Genomic DNA, 24,969 nt, shown 5'->3' with positions numbered 1-24,969 from the left:
TGGCCGGTGCCGATGTATCTGCCGCTGCTGGTGAGTGCGGTACTGGCGCTGGTGGCGCCGTGGGCCCGCGGCGCGGCCCGTAGGGACAGGCGCCGTCGGGCCGGACCGCCGGGCGGCTCATGCCGCCGGGCTCGCCTGTGGCTGGTCGGCCGGCTCCTCGGCGGGCGGCCGGGGTCCGCGCGGGCGGGGCAGCGGAAGCCGGGCGCGGGGCCCCGCGAGCCGTTCACGCGCGCGTGCCGCCCAGCCGCCCAGCCGCCGCAGGAAGGACGTCGGCAGGAACACGGCGTCGGCGGCGATCATGGCGAGTGAGAAGAAGGGCAGCCCGAGCAGCACGGCGATCACCGCGTGCTCGGTCATCATGACCGCCAGCAGGACGTTCTTCACCCGCCGGTTGAACAGCGTGAACGGGAACGCGACCTGCGCGGCGACCGTGCCGTACGTCACCAGCAGCACGGTCACACCGTGCGCGGACAACAGGTCGGACAGGGCGGGCCAGGGCGAGAAGTAGTCGATATGGAGCGGGTAGTAGACCGCGGTGCCGTCCTGCCAGCGCGATCCCTGGATCTTGTACCAGCCGGCGGCCGAGTAGATCAGACACGCCTCCGCCATGATCACGAGCAGGGCGGCGTTGTGGACGAGGTTGGCGACGACGTCCAGCAGGTTGCGCGCTTGCGCATGAGGGGCACGCCGGCCGACGTACCACCACAGACCCTGCACGGCCCACAGCCCCCAGAACACGACGGACCAGGCACCGCTGATCCAGCCCGCGCCCGTCGCCAGGGCCAGCACGAGACCGAGCACGACCCACAGGGCGGGGCCCGCCCGATCGGGCCGCGGCACCTGACCACGCGCGCGTGCCGCACCGGCCCGCCGGGCACGCCGCTCGTCCAGCGACCACACCTGCCCGCAGCGCGTGAACACCAGGTAGATCGCCATCAGGTGGATGACGTTGTCACCGCCGTCGCCCATGAAGACGCTGCGGTTCTGCAGCGACAGCACGCCCACCATGAACAGCACCGACATCGTGCGGGTGCGCCAGCCGACCAGCAGCAGGGCGCTCGACAGCAGGGCGAGGGCGTACACGGTCTCGAACCACACCTGGCCGTCGGACCACATCAGGACCGTGAAGGCGTGGTTGTCCGCGATCAGCTGCCGGGCCAGGTCCCAGCTCCAGGGGCCGTCGGGCCCGTACAGCTCCTGGCGGTGCGGCAGCTCGCGCAGCAGGAACAGCAGCCAGGTGGCGGCGAAGCCGATGCGGACGACCGCGGTCTGGTACGGGCCGAGGGCGGCGTCGGTGACGCGGGCGATACCGCGCGAGACGGACACGGCGAACCGGTTCATCGGGCGCTCGCCCCCGCCTGCTCGGCGTCCGGCAGCAGCCACCAGGACAGTTGCCGGTACACGGGTGCCGTGCTGATCCGCTCGCCGCTCCACTTCGGGGGCGGCACATTGGTGGTGCGGGACCGGACCTGGACGCTCTCGACGCTCTCGCCGCGCCCGGCCGCGTGCTCGCGGCCGAGACGCAGCACGACGACCCGGCGGAGATAGTCCTCGGACAGGGCGCCGCGCAGGCCCACGGAACGGTTCTGGCCGTCGTGCGAGACGACGTAGAAGTCCCAGGCGCGGCGCAGTTCGTTCTGCTGGGTGTGGCTCGGCAGCAGGTTGCCGTCGATGGCGGCACCGTCGAGCGCGGACAGGTCGTACCAGCCCGTCGTCCGGAGGCCGCCGTCCCCGGTGCGCAGTTCGGCCCGTGCCTGGACGTGGATGTTCTGTTGCAGCGGGTTGGGCGCGAACAGTTTCCAGTTCTGCTCGAACTCGGGGTAGATCCACCGGTCGATCGCCTTGGCGTGCTGCTTCGTGACGACGTTCGCGGGCGCGACATGCAGGAACACCATGCCCAGGTGCACACAGGCGGCGACGGCGACGACCGCGAGCGCCAGCGCGGCGGCCATCCGGTAGGGCAGGGAGAGGGCTCCGACGCCGGTGCGCGCGGCCGCAGGGTCCGGCGCGGGCTCCTGCGGCTCTCTCGCGCTCGCGGCCGCCGCCGGACGTTCCCCCGCCCCCGCGGTCTCCTCGGGTACGTCGCGGGCGTCGCCCGCGGGCAGGGGGGACACCGGTCCGCCCTGGTCGCCCGGCTGTTCCCGCCGGGCGTCCGGTCCCTCGTCGTACGCGTCCATCCCGCCCCGTCTCCCGAGCTTTCGTGCCCTCGGTGCCGTCCCATGCCGCGGGCCCTGTCCGGCGACCGTCCTGGTCGCGGGCCGAGCCGGCCGCCGCACCCGTTCGCAGCACCGCACGGCCGCCGGGCACCGCACGGCGTGCACGGGAACGGTACTCAGGCCCACCCGCCCCGCACAGCGCATCCGGAACAGTGACCGGACGGCTGCCCGGAGGTTGTCCACAGCGGTTGACACCCTACGGCGCCACGTCCCACCATTGAACTGACACGACCGAACGATCGGTCGGGCGAGAGTGGTGGAGGGGGATCGCATGGCGACAGCAGCAGCGCACCGGACGCCCCGCGCGGACGACACGGCACCGGCGGACACGGCGGCCTACGAGGCCGGCTTCGACGCCGCCGTCGCCGCCGACGAGCGCATCGAGCCGCGCGACTGGATGCCCGACGCCTACCGCTCCACCCTGATCCGGCAGATCGCCCAGCACGCGCACTCCGAAATCATCGGCATGCAGCCGGAAGCCAACTGGATCACCCGCGCACCCTCCCTGCGCCGCAAGGCGATCCTGATGGCCAAGGTCCAGGACGAGGCAGGCCACGGGCTGTACCTGTACAGCGCGGCGGAAACGCTCGGCACCAGCCGCGACGAACTGCTCGACAAGCTCCACACAGGCCGCCAGAAATACTCCTCGATCTTCAACTACCCCACGCTGACCTGGGCGGACGTCGGCGCCATCGGCTGGCTGGTGGACGGCGCCGCCATCACCAACCAGGTCCCCCTGTGCCGCTGCTCCTACGGCCCCTACGCACGCGCCATGGTCCGCATCTGCAAGGAGGAGTCCTTCCACCAGCGCCAGGGATACGAGCTGCTGATGGCCCTCAGCCACGGCACACCGGAACAGCACGCGATGGCGCAGGACGCGGTGAACCGCTGGTGGTGGCCGTCCCTGATGATGTTCGGCCCGCCCGACGACGAGTCGGCGCACTCCGCGCAGTCGATGGCCTGGAAGATCAAACGGCACTCGAACGACGAACTGCGCCAGCGCTTCGTGGACATCTGCGTCCCCCAGGCCGAGTCACTGGGCCTCACCCTCCCCGACCCGGACCTCGTCTGGAACGAGGAGCGCGGGCACCACGACTTCGGGCCCATCGACTGGACCGAGTTCCGGGACGTCCTCAAGGGCAACGGCCCCTGCAACGAGCAGCGGCTGACCCAGCGCAGGCAGGCACACGACGAGGGCGCCTGGGTACGGGACGCGGCCGCGGCGTACGCGGCCAAGCACCACGGGACGGGCACGGCCGACGAGCACGCGCGGACAGCCGGCGGACCATCGACGGACAAGACCGAAGAAAACGGAAAGGCGTGACCATGACGACCGAACAGTGGCCGCTGTGGGAGGTCTTCGTGCGCTCCCGCCGAGGCCTCTCGCACACCCACGCCGGCAGCCTGCACGCCCCGGACGCCGAACTGGCCCTGCGCAACGCACGCGACCTGTACACCCGGCGCGGCGAGGGAGTCTCGATCTGGGTCGTACCGTCCGCCGCGATCACCGCCTCCTCGCCGGACGAGAAGGACCCCTTCTTCGAACCCTCCGCCGACAAGCCCTACCGGCACCCCACCTTCTACGAGATCCCGGAAGGGGTGAAGCACCTGTGACCGTCACCCGGCACACCACGGCCGCCCTGGCCCTCGGCGACGACGCCCTGGTGCTCTCGCACCGCCTGGGGGAGTGGGCGGGCCACGCACCCGCACTCGAAGAGGAAGTGGCGCTCGCCAACATCGCCCTGGACCTTCTGGGCCAGGCCCGGGTGCTGCTGTCCATGGCCGGCGACGAGGACCAACTCGCCTACCTCCGCGAGGAACGCGCCTTCCGCAACCTCCAACTGGTGGAGCAGCCCAACGGCGACTTCGCGCACACCATCGCCCGCCAGCTCTACTTCTCCACCTACCAGCGGCTTCTGTACACACACCTGGCCGCCGCGGACAGCGAGTTCACCGGCCTCGCCGCCAAGGCGGTCAAAGAGGTCGCCTACCACCAGGACCACGCCGAACAGTGGACACTGCGGCTCGGCGACGGCACGAACGTCAGTCACGAGCGGATGCAGCGCGCCTGCCAGGCCCTGTGGCGGTTCACGGGGGAGATGTTCCAGCCCGTCGAAGGACTGGACGCCGACTGGACGGGGATGAGGACGGCCTGGCTGGACTCGATCGGAGACATCCTGCGCCGCGCCACCCTGACCCTGCCCGAAGGACCGCAGTCCGGGGCATGGACCGCGGGCGCCGGCCGACAGGGACTGCACACCGAACCCTTCGGACGGATGCTCGCCGAGATGCAGCATCTGCACCGCAGCCACCCGGGGGCGTCATGGTGACGGCCACAGCCCTCGAAGAGGAACTGCGCCGACTCGCCGGCTCGGTCCCCGACCCCGAGCTGCCCGTACTCACCCTGGAGGAACTGGGCGTCCTGCGGGCCGTCCATGTGCACGGCCCGGACGCGGTGGAGGTCGAACTCACCCCGACGTACACGGGATGCCCCGCGATCGAGGCGATGGCCCTGGACATAGAGCGCGTACTCCACGAACACGGCGTACCCCATGTCGTGGTGCGCACGGTGCTCACCCCCGCCTGGTCGACGGACGACATCTCCGACGAAGGCCGCCGCAAGCTGAGGGAGTTCGGGATAGCACCACCGCGCGCGCTGCCGGCATCCGGGCCCGTGCCCCTGGAACTCGGCCCCACCCGCACGGCCGAGGCCTCCCGGGAAGCCGGCGCCCCGAACACCGCCACGAGCGCCCCCGGACCCCAGGAACCCGTGCGCTGCCCCTTCTGCGGATCCGCCGAGACCGAGCTGCTCAGCCGCTTCTCGTCCACCGCGTGCAAGGCGCTGCGCCGCTGTCTCGCCTGCCGTGAGCCCTTCGACCACTTCAAGGAGCTGTGATGGCCCGGTTCCACCCGCTCCCCGTGGCCGCCGTCGACCGGCTCACCGACGACTCCGTGGCCCTGACCTTCGCGGTGCCGCCCGCACTGCGCGAGGAGTACCGGCACACACCCGGCCAGCACCTCGCCCTGCGCCGCACCGTCGACGACACGGAGGTCCGGCGTACGTACTCGATCTGCTCCCCCGCACCGGCACCGGACGACGAGGGTCCGCACACCCTGCGGGTCGGGGTCCGGCTGGTGGACGGAGGCGCCTTCTCCACCTACGCGCTCAAGGAGATCGCCGTCGGCGACGAGCTGGAGGTGATGACCCCGGCGGGACGGTTCACGCTGGAGCCCGCGCCCGGGATGTACGCGGCGATCGTCGGCGGCAGCGGGATCACCCCCCTGCTGTCCATCGTGTCCACCCTGCTGGCACGGGAGCCCCGCGCCCGGTTCTGCCTCATACGCAGCGACCGGACATCCGCCTCCACGATGTTCCTGGAGGAGGTCGCCGACCTGAAAGACCGATTCCCCGAGCGGTTCCAGCTGGTCACGGTGCTCTCCCGGGAGGAGCAGCAGGCGGGACTGCCGACCGGCCGGCTCGACGAGGACCGGCTGTCCGGGCTGCTTCCGGCGCTGCTTCCGGTGGACGAGGTCGCCGGCTGGTTCCTGTGCGGACCGTTCGGACTGGTGCAGTCGGCGGAGCGGGCACTGCGCGGGCTCCGGGTGCCGCGGGCACGTATCCACGAGGAGATCTTCCACGTGGACGCGGGCGCCGCGGTCACACCGCCCGCACCGATTCCCGCACACAGCACGGTGACCGCCCGGCTCGACGGACGCGGCGGCACCTGGCCGGTCCACGACGGCGAATCGCTGCTGGAGACGGTCCTGCGCAACCGACCCGACGCCCCCTACGCCTGCAAGGGCGGAGTGTGCGGAACCTGCCGGGCCTTCCTGGTCTCGGGCGAGGTGCGCATGGACCGCAACTTCGCGCTGGAGTCCGAGGAGACGGACGCGGGATACGTGCTGGCGTGCCAGTCGCACCCGGTCACGGAGAAGGTGGAGCTGGACTTCGACCGGTGAGCGGGCCGGCACCGGCGCAACCAGTGCCGCTCGACGACCCCGGACCGTTCCCTTCCCATAGAAGCTGTTCCACCTTGACGCTCCGTCAGATCAGCGGAGCCGCCGGGAGGACAGACCGTGGACCTCACCTTCAGCGAGGAGCAGCAGGCGGCACTCGAAACGGCGAAGGCCCCGTTCGCCGGGGTCGCACCGGACGGAGTACCCAGCCCCGCACCGGTCCCGGGCGCCGTCGCCGACGACTTCGACCGAACGCTGTGGACACCGCTCGCGGCAACTCGCGGTGGTCGCACTCGGCCCCGCGGCGGCACACGAGGAAGCCCTGGGCGACCTGCCGGCGGCGCACCCCTGGGATGACCGGCCCGGAAGCCTGCTCCGCGCCCAGCGGAACCCGCTCCCGGAGCTACAGGACGAAGCCCGGCTCACCCTTGGCATCCACGACGGGACGGCCCTCGGCGGCCCAGACCTGCATGCCACCGTCGACGTTCACCGCATCGACACCCTGCTGCACCAGGTACATCGCCACCTGGGCCGAGCGCCCACCGGAACGGCAGATCACATGGACCCGGCCGTCCTGCGGCGCGGCCTGGGTGAACTCACCGTACCGGGCGACGAACTCGCTGAGGGGGATGTGCAGCGCCCCCTCCACGTGACCCGCCTGCCACTCGTCGTCCTCCCGGACGTCCAGCAGGAAGTCGTCGTCCTTGAGGTCCGCGACCTCGACCGTGGGCACACCAGTTCCGAAATGCATACCCCCGACGCTACCCGACGAGGGCACGCACCCGCCCCGGCCCCGCTTCCCCCGGCCGCACCCAGCGGATCAGCCGCGCAGCGCCGCCAGCTCGGCTTCCTTCTGCCCGACCTGGGCCAGCAGCTGTTCGGCGATCTCGTTCAAAAGCCCGTCAGGGTCGTCGGGGGACAACCGCAGCATCGAGCCGATCGCGCTCTCCTCCAGCTCCTGGGCCACCAGCGCCAGCAGATCCCTGCGCCGGGCGAGCCACTCCAGGCGGGCATACAGCTCCTCACCGGGGCTCGGCCTGCGCTCCTCGGGGACGGGACCGGCGGCCCACTCCTCGGAGAGTTCGCGGAGCTGCGCCTCGTCACCACGCGCGTACGCGGTGTTGACCCGGGAGATGAACTCGTCGCGCCGCTTGCGTTCGGCCTCGTCCTGAGCCAGGTCGGGGTGCGCCCTGCGGGCCAGCTCGCGGTACAGCCTGCGGGCCTCCTCGCTCGGGCGCACGCGCTGCGGGGGCCGCACGGGCTGGTCCGTGAGCATCGCCTGGGCCTCCGGGAACAGCCCGTCGGAGTCCATCCAGCCATGGAACAGCTCCTCGACATCCGGCATCGGCATGACCCGGGCCCGAGCCTCGTGAGCGCGCCGGATGTCCTGCGGGTCCCCGCTCCGGGCGGCGAGCGCCTCGGCGATCTCGGCCTCCAGCTCGTCGAGGCGTGCGTACATGGGCCCCAGCTTCTGGTGGTGCAGCCGCGAGAAGTTCTCCACCTCGACGCGGAAGGTCTCCACGGCGATCTCGTACTCGATCAACGCCTGCTCGGCAACCCGCACGGCTTGCTCCAGCCGCTCCTCGGGCCGCGGACCGGACCCGCCGCCGTCCTCACCGGTCGCTGCGGCCCCATCAAAACCGGCGCGGTCCTCACCGGTTGCCACGGCTTCTCCGGAGGCGGAACCAGCCGCCGCGGCCCCCAGGGCTGACCCGGAACCGGCGCCCTCGGCGAGCGGCTCCTCGGCAGCGGACACAGACTCGCTCTGCTCGGCTTCGGGCGTCGTCACCTCACCAGCGTATGACACGGGGGGAGGAGGCCTGCGGGGTCTGTCGGGGTCCGGGGCCTGCAAGCAGATCGCCGCAGTGTCAGGGGGCTCCCCTCCCCCTCCCCCCTCCCCCTCCCTCCCCGCCCCCTTCAAAGCTTCAGACCCCCATCTCCCCCGCCACACGCCCACTGCGCACCGCCGTCACCAGCGCCGCGTGGTCCGCCTCCGTGCGGTCCGCGTAGGCCACGGCGAACGCGGCGATCGCCTCGTCCAGCTCCTCGTTCTTACCGCAGTAGCCCGCGATCAGACGCGGGTCGGCGCTGTGGCTGTGCGCGCGGGCCAGCAGCGCTCCGGTCATGCGGGCGTAGTCGTCGATCTGCTCTGCGGCCAGCGCTGCGGGGTCGACGCTGCCCTTGCGGTTGCGGAACTGCCGTACCTGGTAGGGGAGTCCGTCCACCGATGTCCAGCCCAGCAGGATGTCACTGACGACCTGCATCCGCTTCTGGCCGAGGACGACCCGGCGACCCTCGTGCTCCGTCTCCGGCACCGGGTGGCCGGCCGTCGCCAGATGCGGGATCAGGGCGGACGGGCGGGCCTCCTTGACCTGGAGGACCAGCGGTTCGCCGCGGTGGTCGAGGAGCAGCACCACGTATGAGCGGGTGCCGACACTGCCCGTGCCGACCACGCGGAACGCCACGTCGTGCACCGCGTAGCGCCCGAGCAGCGGGAGGCGGTCCTCGGACAGGGTCGTCAGATAGTGCTCCAGCGATGCGGCGACCGCCGCCGCCTCCGCGTCCGGTATGCGGCGCAGCACCGGTGGTGCGTCCACGAAGCGGCGGCCGCCGTCGTCGACCGGCTCGGTCGACTTCGCCGCGAACCGTCCGCTCGTGTTGGCCCGTGCCTTCTCGGAGACTCTCTCCAGGGTGCCGAGCAGGTCGTGGGCGTCCGTGTGGGAGACCAGTTCCTCGTCCGCGATCGCGTTCCACGCGTCCAGGACGGGGAGTCTGGCCAGCAGGCGCATCGTGCGGCGGTAGGCGCCGGCCGCGTCCCGGGCCGCTGCCCGGCAGGTGTCCTCGTCGGCTCCGGCCTCGCGGCCGGCGAGGACCAGTGATGCGGTGAGGCGCTTGAGGTCCCATTCCCAGGGGCCGTGGACCGTCTCGTCGAAGTCGTTCAGGTCGATGACGAGGCCGCCGCGGGCGTCTCCGTAGAGTCCGAAGTTGGCCGCGTGGGCGTCGCCGCAGATCTGGGCGCGGATGCCCGTCGTCGGGGTGCGGGCGAGGTCGTAGGCCATGAGGCCGGCCGAGCCGCGCAGGAACGTGAAGGGGGTGGCGGCCATTCTGCCGACGCGCAGGGGGGTGAGTTCGGGGAGGCGGCCGTGGTGGGACTCCTCGACGGCGGTGACCGCGTCGGGGCGGTCGGCGTCCATCACGAGCTCGGCGTGCGCGCGGCGCCGTATCCGTGCGCGCAGTGCCTTGCCCTTGTCCTTGGGTGATTCCGGTGCGGGCCATCGTGCGAAGCCCCGCACCGTGGCGATCCTGCTTGTCTGCGGCGGCAGCGCCGCTCCCGTCACCGTGCCGGTCTCGGTCACAGCGACCGCCTCCCCCGTTGCCCGCTGTCCTTGCAGCTGTACGAACATCAACTGCGAATGACCGTACAGCCGGTGGACGGGGAGCGTCAGACCCTGTGGACAACTTCGCGGTTGTGGACAACCTGGTCAGAGCCCGTTCGCGCGCTGTGGGCCGCCCTGTGGCCGCCCTGTGCCGTGTAGAGGATCGGGTGTGGCTTCCCACGCATGTGCGTGGTTGCCCACTGCCTCGCGCGCAGCCGCGTCCCGGTGCCTTTCGGCCGGGCGTGGTCCAATGGGCAGGTGACGTTCTGCCAGGCGCTCACGCTCACGCCCGGTCCCGGTTCCGGTCTCAGCGAGCGGGCAGGCCCTGCCGCCGAGGACGAAGGAGAGTCCGGATTGACCCCCGACCAGTTGCGGTCCCTCTGCCTTTCCTTCAACGCGACCGTGGAGGAGTTCCCCTTCCCCTCTTCCCAGGAGCTTTCCGTCTTCAAGGTGGAGGGCAAGGCCTTCGCCCTGACGAGACTGGACACGCGTCCGCTGACCGTGAACCTGAAGTGCGACCCGGAGGACGCGCTGCGGCTGCGCGGTGAGCACGCGGGACTGATCGTCCCGGGATGGCACATGAACAAGCGCCACTGGAACACGGTGACGGCGGACGGCGGGCTGCCGGACCGTCTGGTCCAAGAACTCATCGAGGACTCCTACGACCTGGTCGTCGCGGGCCTGCCACGGGCCGCGCGTCTGCGTCTCGACCGTGCCTGAGCGAACGGGCCCGCAAGCACGTACCGCTGATCCCGGCACGGGAGATACCTCAGGCGGGACGAGAAGCGGGTCCCTGCGGTGACGGACGTCATGGCGGGGACCCATTTGTCATCACCTGATGGCTCACCCTTCGAGATGGTCGCTTTTCTACGTCTCGTAGTAGCTTGAACGGGTAGAAGGCAGTCCTGCTGGCGGGGAGAGAAAAGGAGGTGCCGGGTGACGGGCGGTAAGGACGGCCGGGGGGAGGCCCGGCGGCGTGCGCGGGGTGAACTCGAGGGGGAGGTACTGGCGGCCCTGTGGGCGGCCGGCGGACCGGTGACGGCAGCAGTGGTCCAGGAAGGGGTGACCGGCGCTGCGTACACGACGGTGCTGACGATCCTGACGCGGCTGTGCGACAAGGGGTTGGTGACCCGGCAGCGGGAGGGGCGCAGCCATGTGTATGCGCCTGTGGACGACCAGGCTGGGCTCGCGGCGGCGGGGATGCACTCGCTGCTGGACGATGGCGGGGACCGTGCGGCGGTGCTGGCCCGGTTCGTGTCGGAGCTGTCGACGGAGGACGAGCAGTTGCTGGAGCAGTTGTTGCACGGTGACTCCTCTGCCCGGGGGTGAGGCGTGTTCTGGCCGGTGCCGATGTATCTGCCGCTGCTGGTGAGTGCGGTACTGGCGCTGGTGGCGCCGTGGGCGGGGCGTAGGATGCCGCCGCGTGCGGGGGCATGGGCGATGGTGTGCTCGGCTGTCGTGGCGGCCGGCACGTGGCTGACCGAGCTGGCGATCCTGGCGTTCACCGCGATAGGGCAGGTGCCGCTGGTGGCAGCGCAAGGACCGTGGTCGGTGAGTGTGCTGGCGGCGGAGGACCCGGTGAACCGGAAGGTCGCCGCGGTGTGCGCCGGTGTGGTGCTGATCGTCTTGGGCAGCGTGACGGTGGCGTCCTGGCGCCGGGGGCGGGCGCTGGTCGGCGTGTGGCGAGAGTGCCGGCACATTGCGGCAGGCGGGGACCTGGCCGTGGTCGATGATCCGGTCCCGACGGCGTTCGCCGTGCTCGGCATGCCGGGGCGGGTGGTGGTCTCCTCCGGGATGCTGCGGCTGCTGGACGCGCCGGAGCGGCGGGCCCTGCTCGCTCACGAGCGGGCGCACTTGCGGCATCGGCACCATCTGTTCTCGCTGGTGCTGCATCTGGCAGCGGTGGTCAATCCGTTGCTGCGGCCGCTGGAGCGGGCCGGAGCGTTCGCGGTGGAGCGGTGGGCGGACGAGGACGCCGCTGCTGTGGTGGCGGACCGGCCGCTGGTCGCCCGGGCGATAGCGCGGGCAGCCCTGGCGTCGAGCCGGGCCAGGCAGGCGGCGCTGTCCGCCACCGGCGGGCCGGTACCGCAGCGCGTGCGGGCGCTGCTGGCCCCGCCGATGCCTCGTCGCAACGGTGCGACGGCGGCGTTCGCGGTGCTGATGGCGGCCTGTTGCGCGAGCCTGGCCGTCACGGCGCACGACACGGAGCGGCTGTTCGAGGCCGCGATGCACGCCCATGCCGCCGCGGCGCGGCTGCGGACGCGGTGACGGATTCGGCGCGCCCCGCGACCTGCGGACCGTTCGCGCGGTGCAGCACGAACTGAGGGCCGGCGGCGCGGCGGCGGGCGGGGGATCAGGCGGCTGAGGAGTCCTGGTCGTCCGGGGCGGGAGAGTCGTCCGGGGCGGGAGAGGACTGCGACGCCGAAGTGGTACGGCGGTGGATCAGGTGGCGCGCTGCCGCGACGGCCGGTACGACGGCCGCCGCGGCGAGCAGGTACAGCTCGTAGCGCTGGATGGCCGGGTAGAGGGTGCCGATGTGGTCGCCGGCGAGGTAGCCAAGTGTTGTCCAGGTGCCCACCCACACCACCGCGCCAAGGGTGTTGAAGGCCAGGAACCGGCGCCAGGGCATCTCGCTGAGCCCGGCGATGATGCCGTTGGCCTGGCGCAGGCCCTCGATGAAGCGGGCGACCGTGATGACCTTGCCGCCGTGCCGGGTGAAGAACGCCTCGGCCTTGGCGACGCGCGCGGGGGTGAGCAGGACGTAGCGGCCGAACCGCGTCACGAGTCGGTGGCCGCCGTAACGGCCGATGACATAGCCGAGGTTGTCGCCGCAGACGGCCGCGATCACCGCGATCATCACGACCGCGACCACGTTCAGCCGCCCCGCCCCCGCGTACACGGCGGCTGCGATCAGCACGGTCTCCCCGGGGACCGGTACGCCGAAGTCCTCCAGGAAGAGCAGACCGCCGACCGCCGCGTAGCCCCCATGGTCAAGGACAGGAGCGAGGTCGGCGAGTACGCCCGGCAGTGGGGGTGTGGTCATCGCGGATCGCTGTCAGGGACGGAGCTGCCGGGCGGGCTGCGTGGCGACGCCCGGTTCGGCGGTGAGCAGCGGGCGCAGCGCCCCGCGGCCGGCCGCCGCGACCAGGGGAGTGGCCCAGCGGCGCAGCGCAAGGCTGGTGAGGAGGGCGACGGGCAGCGCGAGGAGCACGGAACCGAGCACGTCGTGCGGGTAGTGGGCCCCGACGTAGACCCGGGTGAAGCCTTCCACCACGGCGAACACCGCGGCGATGGCGGTCAGGCGGCGGTCCAGCAGGAACAGGGCGGCCACGGTCGCGGCGGCGACGGTGCTGTGCCCGCTGGGGAAGGCGTAGTCGGAGGGCGCGGGGCAGGCGTCGACGATGTAGGCGTGGGGCATCGACCGGCAGGGCCGCGCCTCGGCCACGATCTTCTTGACGACCTCGGCGGCGGCGAAGGCGGTCATGACGGCGACCGGTGCGGCCAGCGCGACGGTCATGGCCTGCGTGCCGCGGCGGCGCGCGGTCCACCAGCCCATGGCCATGAGTACCGCGAAGACACCCAGGCCGAGGTTGGTCCACACCTCCATGGGGGTGTTGAGCCATGTGGTGTCGCGGGCGAAGTCCGTGACGGAGGTGAACAACGAGCCGTCGATGCCGGATCCGTCGAAGGCCAGTTGCGCGGTGGCGGCCGCGGTCATAGCGAGACGTCCTTCCGTATGAGCACGTCGTGTGAGTACGGGGTCAGCACGGGGCGAGGGGGTTGGGGCCCGCGCCGTCGGCCGGCTCCCGCCTCCGCGATGGCATGCTGGTGATATCGCAGCGACGTGAAGGTGACTGCCCGGCAAATCTACTACATATTGTAGAAATAAAGAGGAATGGGGGGTACGGTCTCACGGCCCGCATACCGCCGCGCGCCCGGAACTGCCGCGTGGCGGCGGCCCGTCGGGGCCGTCGGCCAGTGCGTGGGACCGACCGGGGGAAGCGGTGGTGTTCCGCCGCGATGGACGAAGCGGATGACGGAGACGACGAACACGGTGGGCCGGTGCGGGTCGTCGAGGTTCACCGTTATCTCGTGAGCCGGGTACAGGCCCCGTGTGGTCAGCGTCATACCGGCCCAGCGGTGATCCGCCGGGAAGCGCCCGGCGCACGTGTCGGGACTGCCTGGCGGGGATCTTCACCGTGACGAGGCCGACGAGGCCGTCCCACAGGCGTGCGGGGCCGGCGCCGAGTCGGCGCAGGAAGCCGGTCAGTCCGGCGGGGGTGGTGGTGAACTGCGCATACAGGGAGTCCTTCTCCCAGGCAGTGGCCTCGAAGAAGGCGACGCCGCTCGCCCCGGACGGGACCGGCACCTGGCAGACGGCGCGCTGTACGGCGGAGGGGATGCCGCGGACCGGCCCGCCCCGCTCGGCGCGCAGCTTGTGTGCGGCGGCCACACGGCGGCTCCGGTCGGCGGAGATCGCAAGATGTCCGGCCGGGATCAGCACCAGGAGTGCGGCGGCGATCAGGCGGCGCATGCGGCCCGGCGCGCCGGATGGCGGCGGGAAGGCGGTGCCGCTGCCGGTGATCGGCGCGGTGCCCGCCGGAGGGACAGGGGTCACCGGCACCTTGCCCGGGCGGGGGCCGACGGGCGCCGCGACGGCACTTCCGCCGTAGACAACGCCTGGTCCGCCCCGCCCGGGCGACGGTCGGCCCGGCGGGCGCGGAGCCACTGGATCGCGGGTGGCAGCAGTCCGACGGCGACGACCGCGGCGATGGCGGGGGCCAGATACGCCGTTCCGCGCCGTCCGCTCTCGCCCAGGGCGTATCCGGCCAGCACCAGCGACTGCGACCAGGCGAGTCCGGCCACGGCCTGCCACAGGGTGAAGGAGGCCGTCGGCATGCCCAGCAGCCCGGCTGCCGGATGGACCAGGGTGCGCACCACCGGCACGAACCGCCCCAGCACCACCGCCCGCCGGGGCCCGTACCGCGTGAACAGGGCCTCGACCCGCTTCATGTGGGCCTGCCCCCTGCCCTCCGGTCGCCGCAACCGCATCGATCTGCCGCCGCGCCGCCCCAGCCAGAACCCGGTCTGCGCCCCCGCGAGCGAGCCCACACCCGCGCACGCAAGCACCAGCGGCAGCGACAGCCGGGCCGCACCCAGCGTGCTGAGCGAGCATGCCAGCCCGGCCGGCAGCAGCAGGGTGTCCCCGGGCAGGAAGACACCGAGGGCGGGCAGCCCGCTCTCGGCGAAGACCACGATCAGCACCGCCCAGGCGCCGAACCTCGCCAGCATCGCCTGCGGATCCAGTGCCCCTGCGACGGTCATGGGACCTGGTGCCATCGGCGGGTCCTCCCCCTCTTCGTACTCCTGCACTCACATTTATTTCTACGTCTTGTAGTAGATTCCTCGACGCCGCCGGTCCGCCGAATCCGGGGTCCGCGCCCGAACTCCTCGCCCCGCGATGGTCGTTCCCCAATTTCTACATCATGTAGTAGTTTCTCCTGTCACCGCCTCCGCAATCGAGTCGCGGTCCGGGTCCGGGTCCGCGTACGGGCACGGGCACGGGCACGGCCTGCGCACAGCGCCGTCCCGGCCGGGGGCAGCCCAGCCGTGCCCCGTATCTCGCATCCCGTATCCCGGGCTGCCGGGGCTCCTGCCCGGCACTGCGCCTCGCCCCGGCGACCCGCCTTCCGCACTTTCTGTGATCAGACTCATACCCTGTGTACGTGATCAGAGTGCCGATGGTGCGACGGGCCTCGATGCGGCCCGGCCGTGTGGGGTTCTTCCTCGGCCTCGTCCTCCTGATCACCGCCCATCTCGCCGGCGCCGTCCACGCCTCCTCCTTCGCCGGACCGCACGTCGCCGTCGAGGTCGCCGCGAGCGCTCGGCCTCCGGCCGACACCGGACACGAGGGCGAACCGTCCCCCGCGCATCAGCACCGGGCCGGAGACCACATCGACCACGCGGCCGACCGCCCCAGGACCGCGGTCGACACAACGGTCGCCGATCCGGGGCACGCCGATCCGGCCGGCAGCCCGTCCGCAACGGCCGACGCCACGCCCACGCCCGCTGTCCGGGGCCGGCCGTCCGGCACCGCCGCCCCCACCACCGACGCCCCGGACACCCTCGCGCTCCATTGCGTCTGGCGTCTGTAGGCACGGCCCGCACGCCCCGGCCCCGCCCGCATTCCGCGGCAGGGGCGTGCCCGCGCGCCCCTGACCCATGACGACCGCACCGCGCCTTGTCGTGCGCGGTGCGAAGGAGCCGTACACACATGGACTTCCCCCTGCCCGAAACCCTCGGAGCCCACGCTCCGCTCCCCGTGGTCGCCCGTCGCCCCTCCCAACTGGTGGGCAGCACCCCGGTCCTGTGGATCGACGAACCCTTCGCCCCGGCCGGCCGCGGCTTCTACGCCAAGCTCGAAGGCGCGAACCCCGGCGGCATCAAGGACCGCCCCGGTCTGCACATGATCCGTGAGGCCCGCCGGCGCGGGGATCTCGCGCCGGGTACCCCGATCGTCGAGTCGTCCAGCGGCACGTTCGCCCTGGGGCTCGCGCTGGCCGGGCTGACCTTCGGTCATCCGGTCGCCGTCGTCACCGACCCCGGTATGGAGCCGCCGGTGCTGCGGCTGCTGACCACGCTCGGCGCGCACGTCGACCAGGTCGCCGCCCCGCACGAGGACGGCGGCTGGCAGCAGGCCCGCCGGGAGCGCGTCGCCGAGCTGCTGGCCCGCACACCGGGCGCCTACTGCCCCGACCAGTACCACAACCCGGACAACGTGGCCGCGTACCGGCCGCTGGCCACGGAGCTGATCGCGCAACTCGGCCGGATCGACGTCCTCGTGGCGTCGGTGGGCACCGGAGGCCATTCCGCCGGCATCTCCCGCGTACTGCGCGAGTCTTTCCCCGCCCTGACCCTGATCGGCGTGGACGCGGTCGGGTCCACGATCTTCGGGCAGCCCGACGGGCCGAGGCTGATGCGCGGCCTGGGCTCCAGCATCCACCCGGGCAACGTCGACTACGCGGCCTTCGCCGAGGTCCACTGGGTGGCGCCGGCCGAAGCGGTATGGGCCTGCCGCCGACTCGGCCGCCGCCACTACGCGACCGGCGGCTGGAGCGTCGGGGCCGTCGCCCTCGTCGCGGGATGGGTCGCGCGTACGTATCCCCCCGGCACCCGGATCGCAGCGGTCTTCCCCGACGGCCCGCACCGCTACCTGGACACGGTCTACAACGACGCATGGTGCCGCGACCGCGAGCTGCTGGACCGGCAACCGCCGCCGGAACCCGACGAGATCGCCGAGCCCGACGAGTGCGTGGCGACCGGCTGGACCAGGTGCAGCAAGGTCCGCGACCCGCTCGGCCGTACGACCGCGGAGCGTGCCGGGGCGGGCGTTCGATGAGGGGGCTGCGGGCCCGGCTGGCCTCCTTCGACCGGCCGGCGCGGCTGCTGATGGTCAACCAGTTCGCCATCAACCTCGGCTTCTACATGCTCATGCCCTACCTGGCCGACCACCTCGCCCACGGCCTCGGCCTCGCGGCCTGGACGGTCGGCCTGGTCCTCGGCGTGCGCAACCTCTCCCAGCAGGGCATGTTCCTCGTCGGCGGCACCCTCGCCGACCGCTACGGCTGCAAGCCGATGATTCTCATCGGGTGCACCCTGCGGACGATCGCCTTCGCACTGCTCGCGGTGGCGGACACGCTGTCCGCGCTGGTCCTGGCCTCCGCCCTGACAGGGCTGGCGGGCGCGCTGTTCAACCCGGCCGTGCGCGCGTATCTGGCCGCCGACGCGGGCGCGGAGCGCCGCGTCGAGGCTTTCGCCGCGTTCAACGTCTTCTACCAGGCAGGAATCCTGATCGGCCCACTTGCCGGACTGGCCCTGCTGACCTGGGACTTCGGCGCAGTGTGTACGGTCGCGGCGCTCATCTTCGCGGTCCTGGCCGTCCTCCAGGCCCGCGCCCTGCCGGCCCGCCCGCCGGCCGACAGGGGGACCGAGCCGGCCTGGCGCGCCGTCGCCGCCGACTGGCGCACCGTCGCCGCCAACCGGCCCTTCCTCCTGTTCACCGCCGCCATGACCGGCTCGTACGTCCTGGGCTTCCAGGTCTATCTCGCCCTCCCCCTGCGCGCCCGGGAACTCTTCGGCGACCGGACAGGTCCGGTGACGGGGGCGGTCTTCGCGGTCTCCGCGCTCGCCGCCCTGTCGGGGCAGCTGAAGCTGACCGCGTGGGCGAGACGGGCTCTGCCCGGACCGCGGGCCATCGCCTACGGACTGGTGGCGATGAGCGCCGCGTTCCTGCTGGTCCTGCCCGGTCCCTACGACGGAGCCGTCGGCCTGGCAGCCGGTGTTCTCGCGCTCATGCTCTGCGCCGCGCTGCTGGCGTGGGGCGGGGCCCTGCTCTACCCCTTCGAGATGGACACCGTGGTCCGCCTCTCCGGCGACCGGCTCATCGCGACCTACTACGGCGCCTACAACACCGCCTCCGGTGTCGCGGTCTCCCTCGGGAACCTCGCGGTCGGGTCGCTGTTCGACACGGGCGTGCGCTGGCTGCCGTGGGCGGCACTGGCCGGCACCGGGCTCGTGTGCGCCGGGCTGGTGGCACGCCTGCACCGCTCCGGTCACCTCACTCCCGTACCGGTGCCGGTGACCGGGTGAGGTGACCGGGACGATCTGCTCAGTGTGCCTCGGCCGCGGCGACCGTCGTGGCAGCGGATCTGCGGCAGGTGTCGGCCGGCCGCCTGCAGGCCCCGCACCGAGATCGGGCATTCCATACCCTCCCAGGGTATGGTCGGGTAGCGCGCACCGAACGAGAAAGGGCATGACCATGGACGGCGCACAGGCAGGCAGGCGGGGCATCACCCTGCTGCCGGCGGTGTGCGCGGTGCTGTTCGGCCTGTTCCTCATGCACGGCGCCCCGGCCACGGCCACGGAGGGCTGCCACGGCGCGATGCCCGCGATGGCGGCCTCGCCGCCGGCCGGCGGCCACGGCGCCGCCGCGACGACCGCAGCCGCGCCTCCCGCGCACGGTTTCGCCCCCGCGGTCCGGGCCGCCGGCACATCCGGGATGCCCGGGGCGCTGTGCGTCTCGACCCCGGCCCATGACCGGACCCCCCTGCCCGCCCCCGGTCCGCTCGCCGTGGCAGGTGCCGCAGGACTCGCTCTGTGGACGCCCGCCCGACTGCGGGCGGCAGCCGACGGGACGGGACGGCGCGGGCCACCGGCCCGCGGAAGAGATCTCCTGCTTCAGGTGTGCATCGCGCGGACGTGACAGGCACGCGCCGGACCCAGGCCCACGCCCAAACCGGCATCGTGCCCTGCCCACCTCCGCGCACCACCGGTGTGGTGCGCCCACCCGGAAAGACCCACGTCAATGTCCTTTTCTTCCCGTCGGCGCAGCCTCGCAGCGGCCGGCGCCGCAGCCGCTCTCGCACTGACGCTGGCCGCCTGCGGCTCCTCCGGCGACTCCTCGTCGTCCATGCCCGGCATGGACCACGGCGCCACGTCCTCCGTGTCCTCCTCGCCCAGCGCGTCACACGCCATGGGCGGCATGCCGGGTATGGACCACATGGCCACCGGCAACGGCCTGTCCGACACGAAGGACGGCTACCGCCTCACCTCCAAGGACGCGACCCTGCCCTCGGGCAAGCAGGCCGCCTACCGGTTCACGGTCACGGGGCCGGACGGCAAGCCGGTCACCGGCTTCGCCCTCGACCAGACCATGCGGATGCACTTCTACGCCGTCCGCTCCGACCTGACCGGCTTCCAGCACATCCACCCCACCATGAACGCCGACGGCACCTGGAGTGCCGACCTGGCCTCCCTCGCCCCGGGCTCCTGGCGCATGTTCGCCTCCTTCACCCCGGCCGCCGGGCCCGGCAAGGGCAAGGACTTCGTGCTGTCACGCACCCTCACCGTGCCCGGCAACGCCACGAGGACCCCGCTGCCCGCTCCCGCCGGCAGCACACAGGTCGACGGGTACACCGTCACCGTCAAGGGCGAGCCCATGGCGGGGACGGCGCACCCGCTGGCCGTCTCCATCGCCAAGGACGGCAAGCCCGTCACCGACCTGCAGCCCTACCTGGACACCTACGCCCACCTGACCGCCTTCCACGAGGGCGACGCCGCGTTCGCCCACCTCCACCCGACCACCAAGGTGACCGGCGACCACGGCGGCCCGGACCTGAACTTCCACGCCGAGTTGCCCACGTCCGGCAACTGGCGGCTGTTCCTGCAGTTCCGGACCGGCGGCACGCTCCACACCGCCGCTCTGACCCTGCACGTCGGCTGATCTCCCGGCGGGGCGCCGCCCTCTGCGGCGGCGTCCCGCCCCCGGCCGGCAGGAGGGCTTTGGGGCGGTGGAGATGTCCGTTGCCCGCAAGGCGCCCCTGAGCGGGACGTAGCTCCCGCTGCCGGACCGGTGGCTCGCCGGAGCGGACTCACCCAGCGGGTGGCTGGATGTAGTCCTCCAGACGCGCCACGGCGAACCCCTGCTCCTGTATGCGCTTGAGCAGATTGGCGAACATCTGTGTCATCGTGGCGCCCTTGAGCTCCGTGGGCCCGCGGAAGTGGGCGAGGATGATGTCGCCGGGACGCAGTTTCCTGCCCGGCTCCTGGTACTGCATGTTGCGGATCTGCATGGACTCCCGCCACCAGACGATCGCCCGGGGCCCGCACTCCCCAACCGCGATCTTGGTCTCGTCGTCGTACGCGCCGTACGGCGGGCGGAACAGGAGGGGCGCGGTGCCGTACTCCTCGGTGAGCACCTTCTGGTCGCCGCAGACCTCTTCCTTCTGGCGAGCCAGGGGGATGGTGCTCATCACGGGGTGGTGCAGGGTGTGGTTCTGGATGTGGTTGCCCATCGCCTGGAGCGGCTTGAAGTACGCGTAGTCCGACTTGATGGCGTCGTTCATCAGGAACATCGTGATCGGGACTTTCAAGTCCCGCATCATCTCGATGAACTTGGGATCCTTCTCCTGGCCGTCGTCGACGGTGATGAAGACGACCTTCTGCGAGGTCGGTATGTGGGTGAAGACCGGGACCGGGCCGGTGGCGGAAAGCTTGACGGGCTTGTCGGCCGGGGGTTCGGGGGTCGCGGGCAGTGGTGCCAGGCCCCACTTGTGCCAGGTCGCGGCGTGAGCAGTGGCGCTGGGCGCAGGGCCGGTAGGGGCGGCTTGCGTGGTGGTCGAGGGCCCGCCGGTCGTGCTGCCACCGCCCGCGCCGCAGCCTCCTGCGGCCAGCGCCGCCACGGTCACGCCCGTGAGCGCCCCGTGGAACCGTCCCCGCCTGATGTACCGCTTCACCGCGCCTGTCCCCCGTCACTGCCGTGCAGTCCCAGCCCCCGCTGAAGACGGTACCCCGGTCCCACGGAAGGGGCGTTGAGCTGCGGGTAAGGATATGGCCATGCGGTGCCGCACCGGTCCGGGCACCTCCACGGACGCGTCACTGTGCGGCCCGCACCCGGCGCCATGGGGCATCGGCGGGGCCGGCCTGTTCCCGTGTGGGCCAGGGCCCGTGGCGGGCCGGCCCGGGACCACCGGTTCGGGTGTCAGAGGTCCTGGGCCGGCCAGTCCAGCAGCCGGGCGCCGATGACGGCGGTCTGGAGTATGTAGCGGTGGGCGGGGTCGGCCGGGTTCGCGCCGGTGAGCTGGTGGATGCGCGCCAGGCGGTAGGTCATGGCCCGCACACTCAGGGAGAGCCGGCGGGCCGCCTCGGCCGCGACACAGCCGGAGTCGAAGTAGGCGGTGAGAGTGTCGAGGAGCGGCTGGGCGCCGCCCCGGGCGGTGGTGAGCGGGCCGAGGTTGTTCAGGACGAGGTCGGCCATGGCCTGGCGGTCCCGGGTGAGGACCGGGTAGACCAGCAGGTCGGCGGCGTACAGAACCGGGTTGTCGAGGCCGAGGCGTTCGGCCAGCTCCAGGGCGTTCAGGGCCTCCTCGTACGACTGGACCACTCCGCCGGGGCCCGGCTGCGGGCGGCCGATCGCAACCCGGCCGCCGTCGGTGGCGGCGTGCGCCTGCTTGGCGAAGTAGGACAGGATCTCGTCCTCGTGGCCGGGAGCGACGCACAACAGCCGTCCGTCCTTGGTGGTGTGCAGGACGTTGCGGTTGCCGAAGCGGGTGATGAGCGCGCGCTCCACCTGCCGGGCCACGGGATCTCCCTCGTCGTAGGCGGCCGGTCCCTGCGCGACGGCGACCGCGTGGGCGTGGGACAGGCGCAGGCCGAAGCGTTCCGCGCGTTCGGAGAGGCGGCCCAGGTCGCTGCGGCCGTAGAGGAGGTCGTCGATGAACTCGCGGCGGGCGGCCTCCTCCTGACGTACGGCCAGGCGCTGGGCGCGTTCGTAGCCCTCGGCGAAGGCGTCGACGGCCTGCTGTATGGCGGCGAGTGTGCTGTCGGCGGAGCCTGGCGTGCTGGGCCACGCGGTGCGGGCCGCCGCCAGGTGGGCGCTGACCATGGCACGCAGTTCGTGGCCGGCGTCCGCGGCCTGCTCCCCGAGGGCGCGCCGTGACTCGATCTCCTCGCGGGTGAGGCGCCGGCCGGTGGCCGAGACCTCGGCCAGGATCCGGGTGTAGCCGCCCAGATAGTGCTCGGGTATCTCCCGCTCCGTCATGCCGTCCCCCGCATCTTGACGCGCCGGTGACGGTTTCTTAGCGGTTCACCGGCATGGAGACCCTAATGAACACTGCCGAGAACCGGCAATGCGCGGGACGGACACGGCCGTGCATCATGACGCGCGGGGAGCACTGCGGACGGTTCCGGTGCCGGGCACCGGCAGGTGCCCGGTCCGGAGCCCGGAGGGAGGCAGCGTGCCGGCCATGTGCGCCGTACGCGGGAGAGGGGGTCGGACGATGCGGGTGTTCGTGGAGGCCGCCACCGGTTTTCCCGGACTTCTGTTCACCGCCGCTCTCGTCGTGGTCGTGTGCTTCTGGCTGCTGGTCGGCCTCGGTGTCACGGCCTCGGACAGCTTCGATCCGGATGTCGACCTCGGCGGCTGGGGTATGGGCGGCGTGCCGGTGGCGGTCGCGCTCTCCCTGCTGACGGTGCTCGCCTGGTTCCTCGGTGTCGGCGCGAGCGTGCTGTTCGCCGCGCTCGCGCCCTCGGGAACCATGACCGGGGTTCTGCGCCCCGTGGTGTCGGCCGCCGCGTTGTACGCCGCCTGGCGGCTGACCCGTCTGCTCGTCCGGCCGCTGCACCGGCTCTTCCCCGGCGAACCCGGTCCTGTCCACCCCACGGCGGACGACCGCGCCGCTTGAGCCTCGGCTCACCTCTGACGAAGCGGCCCCGCCTTTCACCACAACCGCCTTATGCCTCAAGGACGTATGCCATGGATGTCATCGGCGTGCTCGCTGCCGCCTGCCTGATCGTCGTTCTCCTCGCGTTGTCGGTCCTCTCGCGACTGTTCCGCAAGGTGGAGCAAGGCAAGGCGCTGATCGTCTCCAAGACGCGGAAGGTCGATGTGACCTTCACCGGGCAGGTCGTGCTGCCCGTGCTGCACAAGGCAGAGGTGATGGACATCTCGGTGAAGGCGATCGAGATCACGCGGGCCGGGCGGGACGGGCTGATCTGCCAGGACAACATCCGCGCGGACATCCGGATCTCGTTCTTCGTGCGGGTCAACAAGACCGTCGAGGACGTCATCAAGGTCGCCCAGTCCGTCGGCACGGCACGCGCGAGTGACCAGGCCACGCTGCAGGAGCTGTTCCACGCGAAGTTCTCCGAGGCGCTGAAGACCGTCGGCAAACAGCTGGACTTCACCGACCTGTACACCATGCGCGAGGAGCTGCGGTACCGGATCATCGAGGTCATAGGCGTCGACCTCAACGGCTACCACCTGGAGGACGCCGCGATCGACTACCTGGAACAGACGCCGCTCACCCAGCTCGACCCGGCCAACGTCCTCGACGCCCAGGGCATCCGGAAGATCACCGAGCTGACGGCCCTCGAACACGTGCGCACCAACGAGGCGCAACGCACCGAGGAGAAGGAGATCACCCGGCAGAACGTCGACGCCCGCGAGGCCATCCTCGAGCTGGAGCGCCGGCAGGTCGACGCGGAGATCAAGCAGAGGCGGGAGATCGAGACCTCCCGGGCTCGTGAGGAGGCCGAGACCGCGCGGGTGGTGGAGGAGGAGCGGCTGCGGGCGCAGGGCGCGTTCCTGCGCACCGAGGAGCAGCTCGGCGTCCAGCGCGAGAACCAGGCCCGCGAGGTCGCCGTCGCCGCGAAGAACCGCGAGCGGGTCATCGCCGTCGAGAACGAGCGGATCGAGAAGGACCGCCTGCTGGAGGTCATCGCCCGGGAGCGGGAGACCGAACTGACGCGGATCGCAGCCGAGAAGGAGGTCGAGGCGGAGAAGCGGGACATCGCCGAGGTCATCCGCGAGCGCGTCGCCGTGGACCGCACGGTCGCCGAGCAGGAGGAGTCCATCAAGAAGCTGCGTGCGGTTCAGGAGGCGGAGCGGCAGCGCCAGGCCGTGATCATCGCCGCCGAGGCCGAGGCGCAGGAGAAGCTGGTCAAGGACATCAAGGCCGCCGAGGCCGCCGAGCAGGCCGCCACGCATCGCGCCGCCGAGGAACTGACCCTGGCCGAGGCGCGGCTGAAGACGGCCGACCTCGACGCGCGGGCCAAGCTGCGGCTGGCCGAGGGCGTCCAGGCCGAGGCCGCCGCCGAGGGGCTCGCGGCCGTGCAGGTCCGTGACAAGGAGGCCGAGGTCGTCGAGAAGGCCGGCCGGGCGGAGGCCGCGGCGGCCGAGGCACGGATGCGGGCCGAGGCCGAGGGCGCCCAGGCCAAGGCGCTCGCGGAGGCCACGGCCATCGGCGAGAAGCTGAAGGCCGAGGCGGCGGGCCTGACCGAGAAGGCGGCGGCGATGGCCGCGCTGGACGAGGCGTCCCGCGAGCACGAGGAGTACCGGCTGCGGCTGCAGGCCGAGAAGGAGATCCGGCTCGCCGGGCTCGACGTCCAGCGGCAGGTCGCCGAGGCGCAGGCCACGGTCCTGGCCACCGGCCTGGAGAACGCCGACATCGACATCGTCGGCGGCGAGTCGGTCTTCTTCGACCGGCTCATGTCCTCCATCGCCCTCGGCAAGGGTGTGGACGGCTTCGTCGAGCACTCCCGGACCGCGCAGGCGCTGACCAGGCCGTGGCTGGACGGCACGTCGAGTCTCACCGACGACCTGAGCCGGATCCTGGGCTCGGTCTCCACGGCGGACGTGCAGAACCTCACCGTCTCCGCGCTGCTGATGAAGCTGATGAAGTCAGGCACCGCGAACGCCGGACAGGTTCAGCAGCTCCTCGACAAGGCCGGACAGCTGGGCCTCGCCGATACCCCGCTCACCGCCCTCAACGGCACGGCCAGGGCCTGACGACACGCGGTGCCGGAGCTGCCGCGCAGGGGACGGCAACTCCGGCACCGCACCACTTGAAGGAAGGGACGCA

Annotated in this window: 26 protein-coding genes and 1 pseudogene; 16 read left to right on the top strand and 11 right to left on the bottom strand. The window is 71.9% G+C overall.

The genetic code is table 11. The features are described from left to right. Positions 1–117 precede the first annotated feature (117 nt). Positions 118–1,341: an HTTM domain-containing protein gene (locus ACWD5Q_RS27440; protein WP_451429722.1), complete on the bottom strand. Its 1,224-nt coding sequence runs from the start codon at positions 1,339–1,341 to the stop codon at positions 118–120. After that, a complete protein-coding gene (locus ACWD5Q_RS27435) occupies positions 1,338–2,177 on the bottom strand; it encodes a DUF5819 family protein (RefSeq protein WP_451429721.1) in 840 nt (279 codons plus the stop codon). Before ACWD5Q_RS27435 ends, ACWD5Q_RS27440 begins: the two co-directional genes overlap by 4 nt. Positions 2,178–2,487: 310 nt before the next feature. Here ACWD5Q_RS27435 and paaA point away from each other — a divergent pair, with 310 nt between their 5' ends. From paaA to ACWD5Q_RS27405, 6 genes and pseudogenes are all read left to right on the top strand, one after another. Further along, the gene (paaA, locus tag ACWD5Q_RS27430) at positions 2,488–3,540 is read left to right on the top strand and encodes a 1,2-phenylacetyl-CoA epoxidase subunit PaaA (RefSeq protein ID WP_451429720.1); all 1,053 of its coding nucleotides are present in this window, start codon (positions 2,488–2,490) and stop codon (positions 3,538–3,540) included. Positions 3,541–3,542: 2 nt separating this feature from the next. Beyond that, the gene (gene paaB, locus ACWD5Q_RS27425; protein WP_451429719.1) at positions 3,543–3,830 is read left to right on the top strand and encodes a 1,2-phenylacetyl-CoA epoxidase subunit PaaB; all 288 of its coding nucleotides are present in this window, start codon (positions 3,543–3,545) and stop codon (positions 3,828–3,830) included. Next, positions 3,827–4,546 (top strand): 1,2-phenylacetyl-CoA epoxidase subunit PaaC, encoded by a 720-nt coding sequence (gene paaC / locus ACWD5Q_RS27420; protein ID WP_451429718.1) that lies wholly within the window; start codon positions 3,827–3,829, stop codon positions 4,544–4,546. Before paaB ends, paaC begins: the two co-directional genes overlap by 4 nt. Beyond that, a complete protein-coding gene (paaD, locus tag ACWD5Q_RS27415) occupies positions 4,540–5,112 on the top strand; it encodes a 1,2-phenylacetyl-CoA epoxidase subunit PaaD (protein WP_451429717.1) in 573 nt (190 codons plus the stop codon). The genes paaC and paaD overlap by 7 nt, the downstream gene beginning before the upstream one ends. Beyond that, entirely contained in the window at positions 5,112–6,176 is a 1,065-nt protein-coding gene (locus ACWD5Q_RS27410; protein ID WP_451429716.1) for a 2Fe-2S iron-sulfur cluster-binding protein, read from the top strand. The genes paaD and ACWD5Q_RS27410 overlap by 1 nt, the downstream gene beginning before the upstream one ends. A 117-nt stretch (positions 6,177–6,293) precedes the next feature. Further along, a pseudogene (locus tag ACWD5Q_RS27405) lies at positions 6,294–6,446 on the top strand (acyl-CoA dehydrogenase family protein); the annotation flags it as partial. A 130-nt stretch (positions 6,447–6,576) separates the two neighbouring features. Here ACWD5Q_RS27405 and ACWD5Q_RS27400 read toward each other — a convergent pair. From ACWD5Q_RS27400 to ACWD5Q_RS27390, 3 genes are all read right to left on the bottom strand, one after another. Further along, the gene (locus ACWD5Q_RS27400) at positions 6,577–6,906 is read right to left on the bottom strand and encodes a rhodanese-like domain-containing protein (RefSeq protein ID WP_451429724.1); all 330 of its coding nucleotides are present in this window, start codon (positions 6,904–6,906) and stop codon (positions 6,577–6,579) included. A gap of 87 nt (positions 6,907–6,993) precedes the next feature. Next, positions 6,994–7,962 carry a hypothetical protein gene (locus tag ACWD5Q_RS27395; RefSeq protein ID WP_451429715.1) on the bottom strand — a complete coding sequence of 323 codons (969 nt, stop codon included), beginning with the start codon at positions 7,960–7,962 and terminating at the stop codon, positions 6,994–6,996. Positions 7,963–8,098: 136 nt separating this feature from the next. Next, entirely contained in the window at positions 8,099–9,577 is a 1,479-nt protein-coding gene (locus tag ACWD5Q_RS27390) for a DUF2252 domain-containing protein (RefSeq protein WP_451429714.1), read from the bottom strand. 327 nt (positions 9,578–9,904) lie between these two features. Here ACWD5Q_RS27390 and ACWD5Q_RS27385 point away from each other — a divergent pair, with 327 nt between their 5' ends. The 3 genes from ACWD5Q_RS27385 (at position 9,905) to ACWD5Q_RS27375 (ending at position 11,818) form a co-directional block, all read left to right on the top strand. Next, a complete protein-coding gene (locus tag ACWD5Q_RS27385) occupies positions 9,905–10,270 on the top strand; it encodes an MmcQ/YjbR family DNA-binding protein (RefSeq protein WP_451429723.1) in 366 nt (121 codons plus the stop codon). A gap of 216 nt (positions 10,271–10,486) precedes the next feature. Then, entirely contained in the window at positions 10,487–10,879 is a 393-nt protein-coding gene (locus tag ACWD5Q_RS27380) for a BlaI/MecI/CopY family transcriptional regulator (RefSeq protein ID WP_451429713.1), read from the top strand. A gap of 3 nt (positions 10,880–10,882) precedes the next feature. Next, positions 10,883–11,818 carry a M56 family metallopeptidase gene (locus ACWD5Q_RS27375; RefSeq protein WP_451429712.1) on the top strand — a complete coding sequence of 312 codons (936 nt, stop codon included), beginning with the start codon at positions 10,883–10,885 and terminating at the stop codon, positions 11,816–11,818. 85 nt (positions 11,819–11,903) lie between these two features. Here ACWD5Q_RS27375 and ACWD5Q_RS27370 read toward each other — a convergent pair whose 3' ends face one another. The 4 genes from ACWD5Q_RS27370 to ACWD5Q_RS27355 all read right to left on the bottom strand — a co-directional run bounded on the left by ACWD5Q_RS27370 (position 11,904) and on the right by ACWD5Q_RS27355 (position 14,890). After that, positions 11,904–12,593, bottom strand: a complete 690-nt coding sequence (locus ACWD5Q_RS27370) for a DedA family protein (protein WP_451429711.1) — start codon at positions 12,591–12,593, stop codon at positions 11,904–11,906. A gap of 12 nt (positions 12,594–12,605) precedes the next feature. After that, positions 12,606–13,268 carry a phosphatase PAP2 family protein gene (locus tag ACWD5Q_RS27365; protein WP_451429710.1) on the bottom strand — a complete coding sequence of 221 codons (663 nt, stop codon included), beginning with the start codon at positions 13,266–13,268 and terminating at the stop codon, positions 12,606–12,608. Positions 13,269–13,460: 192 nt separating this feature from the next. Next, positions 13,461–14,168 carry a hypothetical protein gene (locus ACWD5Q_RS27360; protein ID WP_451429709.1) on the bottom strand — a complete coding sequence of 236 codons (708 nt, stop codon included), beginning with the start codon at positions 14,166–14,168 and terminating at the stop codon, positions 13,461–13,463. After that, positions 14,165–14,890 carry a DedA family protein gene (locus ACWD5Q_RS27355; RefSeq protein WP_451429708.1) on the bottom strand — a complete coding sequence of 242 codons (726 nt, stop codon included), beginning with the start codon at positions 14,888–14,890 and terminating at the stop codon, positions 14,165–14,167. Before ACWD5Q_RS27355 ends, ACWD5Q_RS27360 begins: the two co-directional genes overlap by 4 nt. A 386-nt stretch (positions 14,891–15,276) precedes the next feature. Between ACWD5Q_RS27355 and ACWD5Q_RS27350 the strand changes: the two genes are divergently transcribed. The 5 genes from ACWD5Q_RS27350 (at position 15,277) to ACWD5Q_RS27330 (ending at position 19,832) form a co-directional block, all read left to right on the top strand. Beyond that, positions 15,277–15,705 carry a hypothetical protein gene (locus ACWD5Q_RS27350; protein WP_451429707.1) on the top strand — a complete coding sequence of 143 codons (429 nt, stop codon included), beginning with the start codon at positions 15,277–15,279 and terminating at the stop codon, positions 15,703–15,705. Positions 15,706–15,824: 119 nt separating this feature from the next. Beyond that, positions 15,825–16,949, top strand: coding sequence for a PLP-dependent cysteine synthase family protein (locus tag ACWD5Q_RS27345; RefSeq protein ID WP_451429706.1), 1,125 nt, complete (start codon positions 15,825–15,827; stop codon positions 16,947–16,949). Further along, on the top strand, positions 16,946–18,199 hold the full coding sequence (locus ACWD5Q_RS27340; RefSeq protein WP_451429705.1) for an MDR family MFS transporter: 1,254 nt from the start codon (positions 16,946–16,948) through the stop codon (positions 18,197–18,199). Before ACWD5Q_RS27345 ends, ACWD5Q_RS27340 begins: the two co-directional genes overlap by 4 nt. A gap of 163 nt (positions 18,200–18,362) precedes the next feature. Continuing rightward, on the top strand, positions 18,363–18,812 hold the full coding sequence (locus tag ACWD5Q_RS27335) for a hypothetical protein (protein WP_451429704.1): 450 nt from the start codon (positions 18,363–18,365) through the stop codon (positions 18,810–18,812). Positions 18,813–18,914: 102 nt separating this feature from the next. Continuing rightward, complete coding sequence (locus ACWD5Q_RS27330; protein WP_451429703.1) at positions 18,915–19,832, top strand: hypothetical protein; 918 nt, start codon at positions 18,915–18,917, stop codon at positions 19,830–19,832. 148 nt (positions 19,833–19,980) lie between these two features. On the opposite strand, the gene ACWD5Q_RS27325 is transcribed toward ACWD5Q_RS27330, so the two are convergent. Then, the gene (locus ACWD5Q_RS27325) at positions 19,981–20,844 is read right to left on the bottom strand and encodes a polysaccharide deacetylase family protein (RefSeq protein ID WP_451429702.1); all 864 of its coding nucleotides are present in this window, start codon (positions 20,842–20,844) and stop codon (positions 19,981–19,983) included. Positions 20,845–21,089: 245 nt separating this feature from the next. After that, positions 21,090–22,148, bottom strand: a complete 1,059-nt coding sequence (locus ACWD5Q_RS27320; RefSeq protein ID WP_451429701.1) for a PucR family transcriptional regulator — start codon at positions 22,146–22,148, stop codon at positions 21,090–21,092. A 238-nt stretch (positions 22,149–22,386) separates the two neighbouring features. Here ACWD5Q_RS27320 and ACWD5Q_RS27315 point away from each other — a divergent pair, with 238 nt between their 5' ends. Then, positions 22,387–22,791, top strand: a complete 405-nt coding sequence (locus ACWD5Q_RS27315; RefSeq protein WP_451429700.1) for a hypothetical protein — start codon at positions 22,387–22,389, stop codon at positions 22,789–22,791. A gap of 71 nt (positions 22,792–22,862) precedes the next feature. Next, on the top strand, positions 22,863–24,896 hold the full coding sequence (locus ACWD5Q_RS27310; RefSeq protein WP_451429699.1) for a flotillin family protein: 2,034 nt from the start codon (positions 22,863–22,865) through the stop codon (positions 24,894–24,896). Positions 24,897–24,969: the final 73 nt, after the last annotated feature.

This window comes from Streptomyces sp. NPDC002513 (genome assembly GCF_053595355.1).
The sequence above is the reverse complement of the archived record's forward strand: the minus strand, read 5'-3'. Positions and strand labels throughout refer to the sequence as shown.

What these genes read in the sequence shown, in the direction of transcription:
- ACWD5Q_RS27440 (WP_451429722.1), bottom strand. Translation starts at nt 1,341, where the DNA reads ATGAACCGGTTCGCCGTGTCCGTCTCGCGCGGTATCGCCCGCGTCACC.
- ACWD5Q_RS27435 (WP_451429721.1), bottom strand. Translation starts at nt 2,177, where the DNA reads ATGGACGCGTACGACGAGGGACCGGACGCCCGGCGGGAACAGCCGGGC.
- paaA (WP_451429720.1), top strand. Translation starts at nt 2,488, where the DNA reads ATGGCGACAGCAGCAGCGCACCGGACGCCCCGCGCGGACGACACGGCA.
- paaB (WP_451429719.1), top strand. Translation starts at nt 3,543, where the DNA reads ATGACGACCGAACAGTGGCCGCTGTGGGAGGTCTTCGTGCGCTCCCGC.
- paaD (WP_451429717.1), top strand. Translation starts at nt 4,540, where the DNA reads ATGGTGACGGCCACAGCCCTCGAAGAGGAACTGCGCCGACTCGCCGGC.
- ACWD5Q_RS27410 (WP_451429716.1), top strand. Translation starts at nt 5,112, where the DNA reads ATGGCCCGGTTCCACCCGCTCCCCGTGGCCGCCGTCGACCGGCTCACC.
- ACWD5Q_RS27390 (WP_451429714.1), bottom strand. Translation starts at nt 9,577, where the DNA reads ATGTTCGTACAGCTGCAAGGACAGCGGGCAACGGGGGAGGCGGTCGCT.
- ACWD5Q_RS27370 (WP_451429711.1), bottom strand. Translation starts at nt 12,593, where the DNA reads ATGACCACACCCCCACTGCCGGGCGTACTCGCCGACCTCGCTCCTGTC.
- ACWD5Q_RS27365 (WP_451429710.1), bottom strand. Translation starts at nt 13,268, where the DNA reads ATGACCGCGGCCGCCACCGCGCAACTGGCCTTCGACGGATCCGGCATC.
- ACWD5Q_RS27355 (WP_451429708.1), bottom strand. Translation starts at nt 14,890, where the DNA reads ATGGCACCAGGTCCCATGACCGTCGCAGGGGCACTGGATCCGCAGGCG.
- ACWD5Q_RS27345 (WP_451429706.1), top strand. Translation starts at nt 15,825, where the DNA reads ATGGACTTCCCCCTGCCCGAAACCCTCGGAGCCCACGCTCCGCTCCCC.
- ACWD5Q_RS27340 (WP_451429705.1), top strand. Translation starts at nt 16,946, where the DNA reads ATGAGGGGGCTGCGGGCCCGGCTGGCCTCCTTCGACCGGCCGGCGCGG.
- ACWD5Q_RS27335 (WP_451429704.1), top strand. Translation starts at nt 18,363, where the DNA reads ATGACCATGGACGGCGCACAGGCAGGCAGGCGGGGCATCACCCTGCTG.
- ACWD5Q_RS27330 (WP_451429703.1), top strand. Translation starts at nt 18,915, where the DNA reads ATGTCCTTTTCTTCCCGTCGGCGCAGCCTCGCAGCGGCCGGCGCCGCA.
- ACWD5Q_RS27320 (WP_451429701.1), bottom strand. Translation starts at nt 22,148, where the DNA reads ATGACGGAGCGGGAGATACCCGAGCACTATCTGGGCGGCTACACCCGG.
- ACWD5Q_RS27315 (WP_451429700.1), top strand. Translation starts at nt 22,387, where the DNA reads ATGCGGGTGTTCGTGGAGGCCGCCACCGGTTTTCCCGGACTTCTGTTC.
- ACWD5Q_RS27310 (WP_451429699.1), top strand. Translation starts at nt 22,863, where the DNA reads ATGGATGTCATCGGCGTGCTCGCTGCCGCCTGCCTGATCGTCGTTCTC.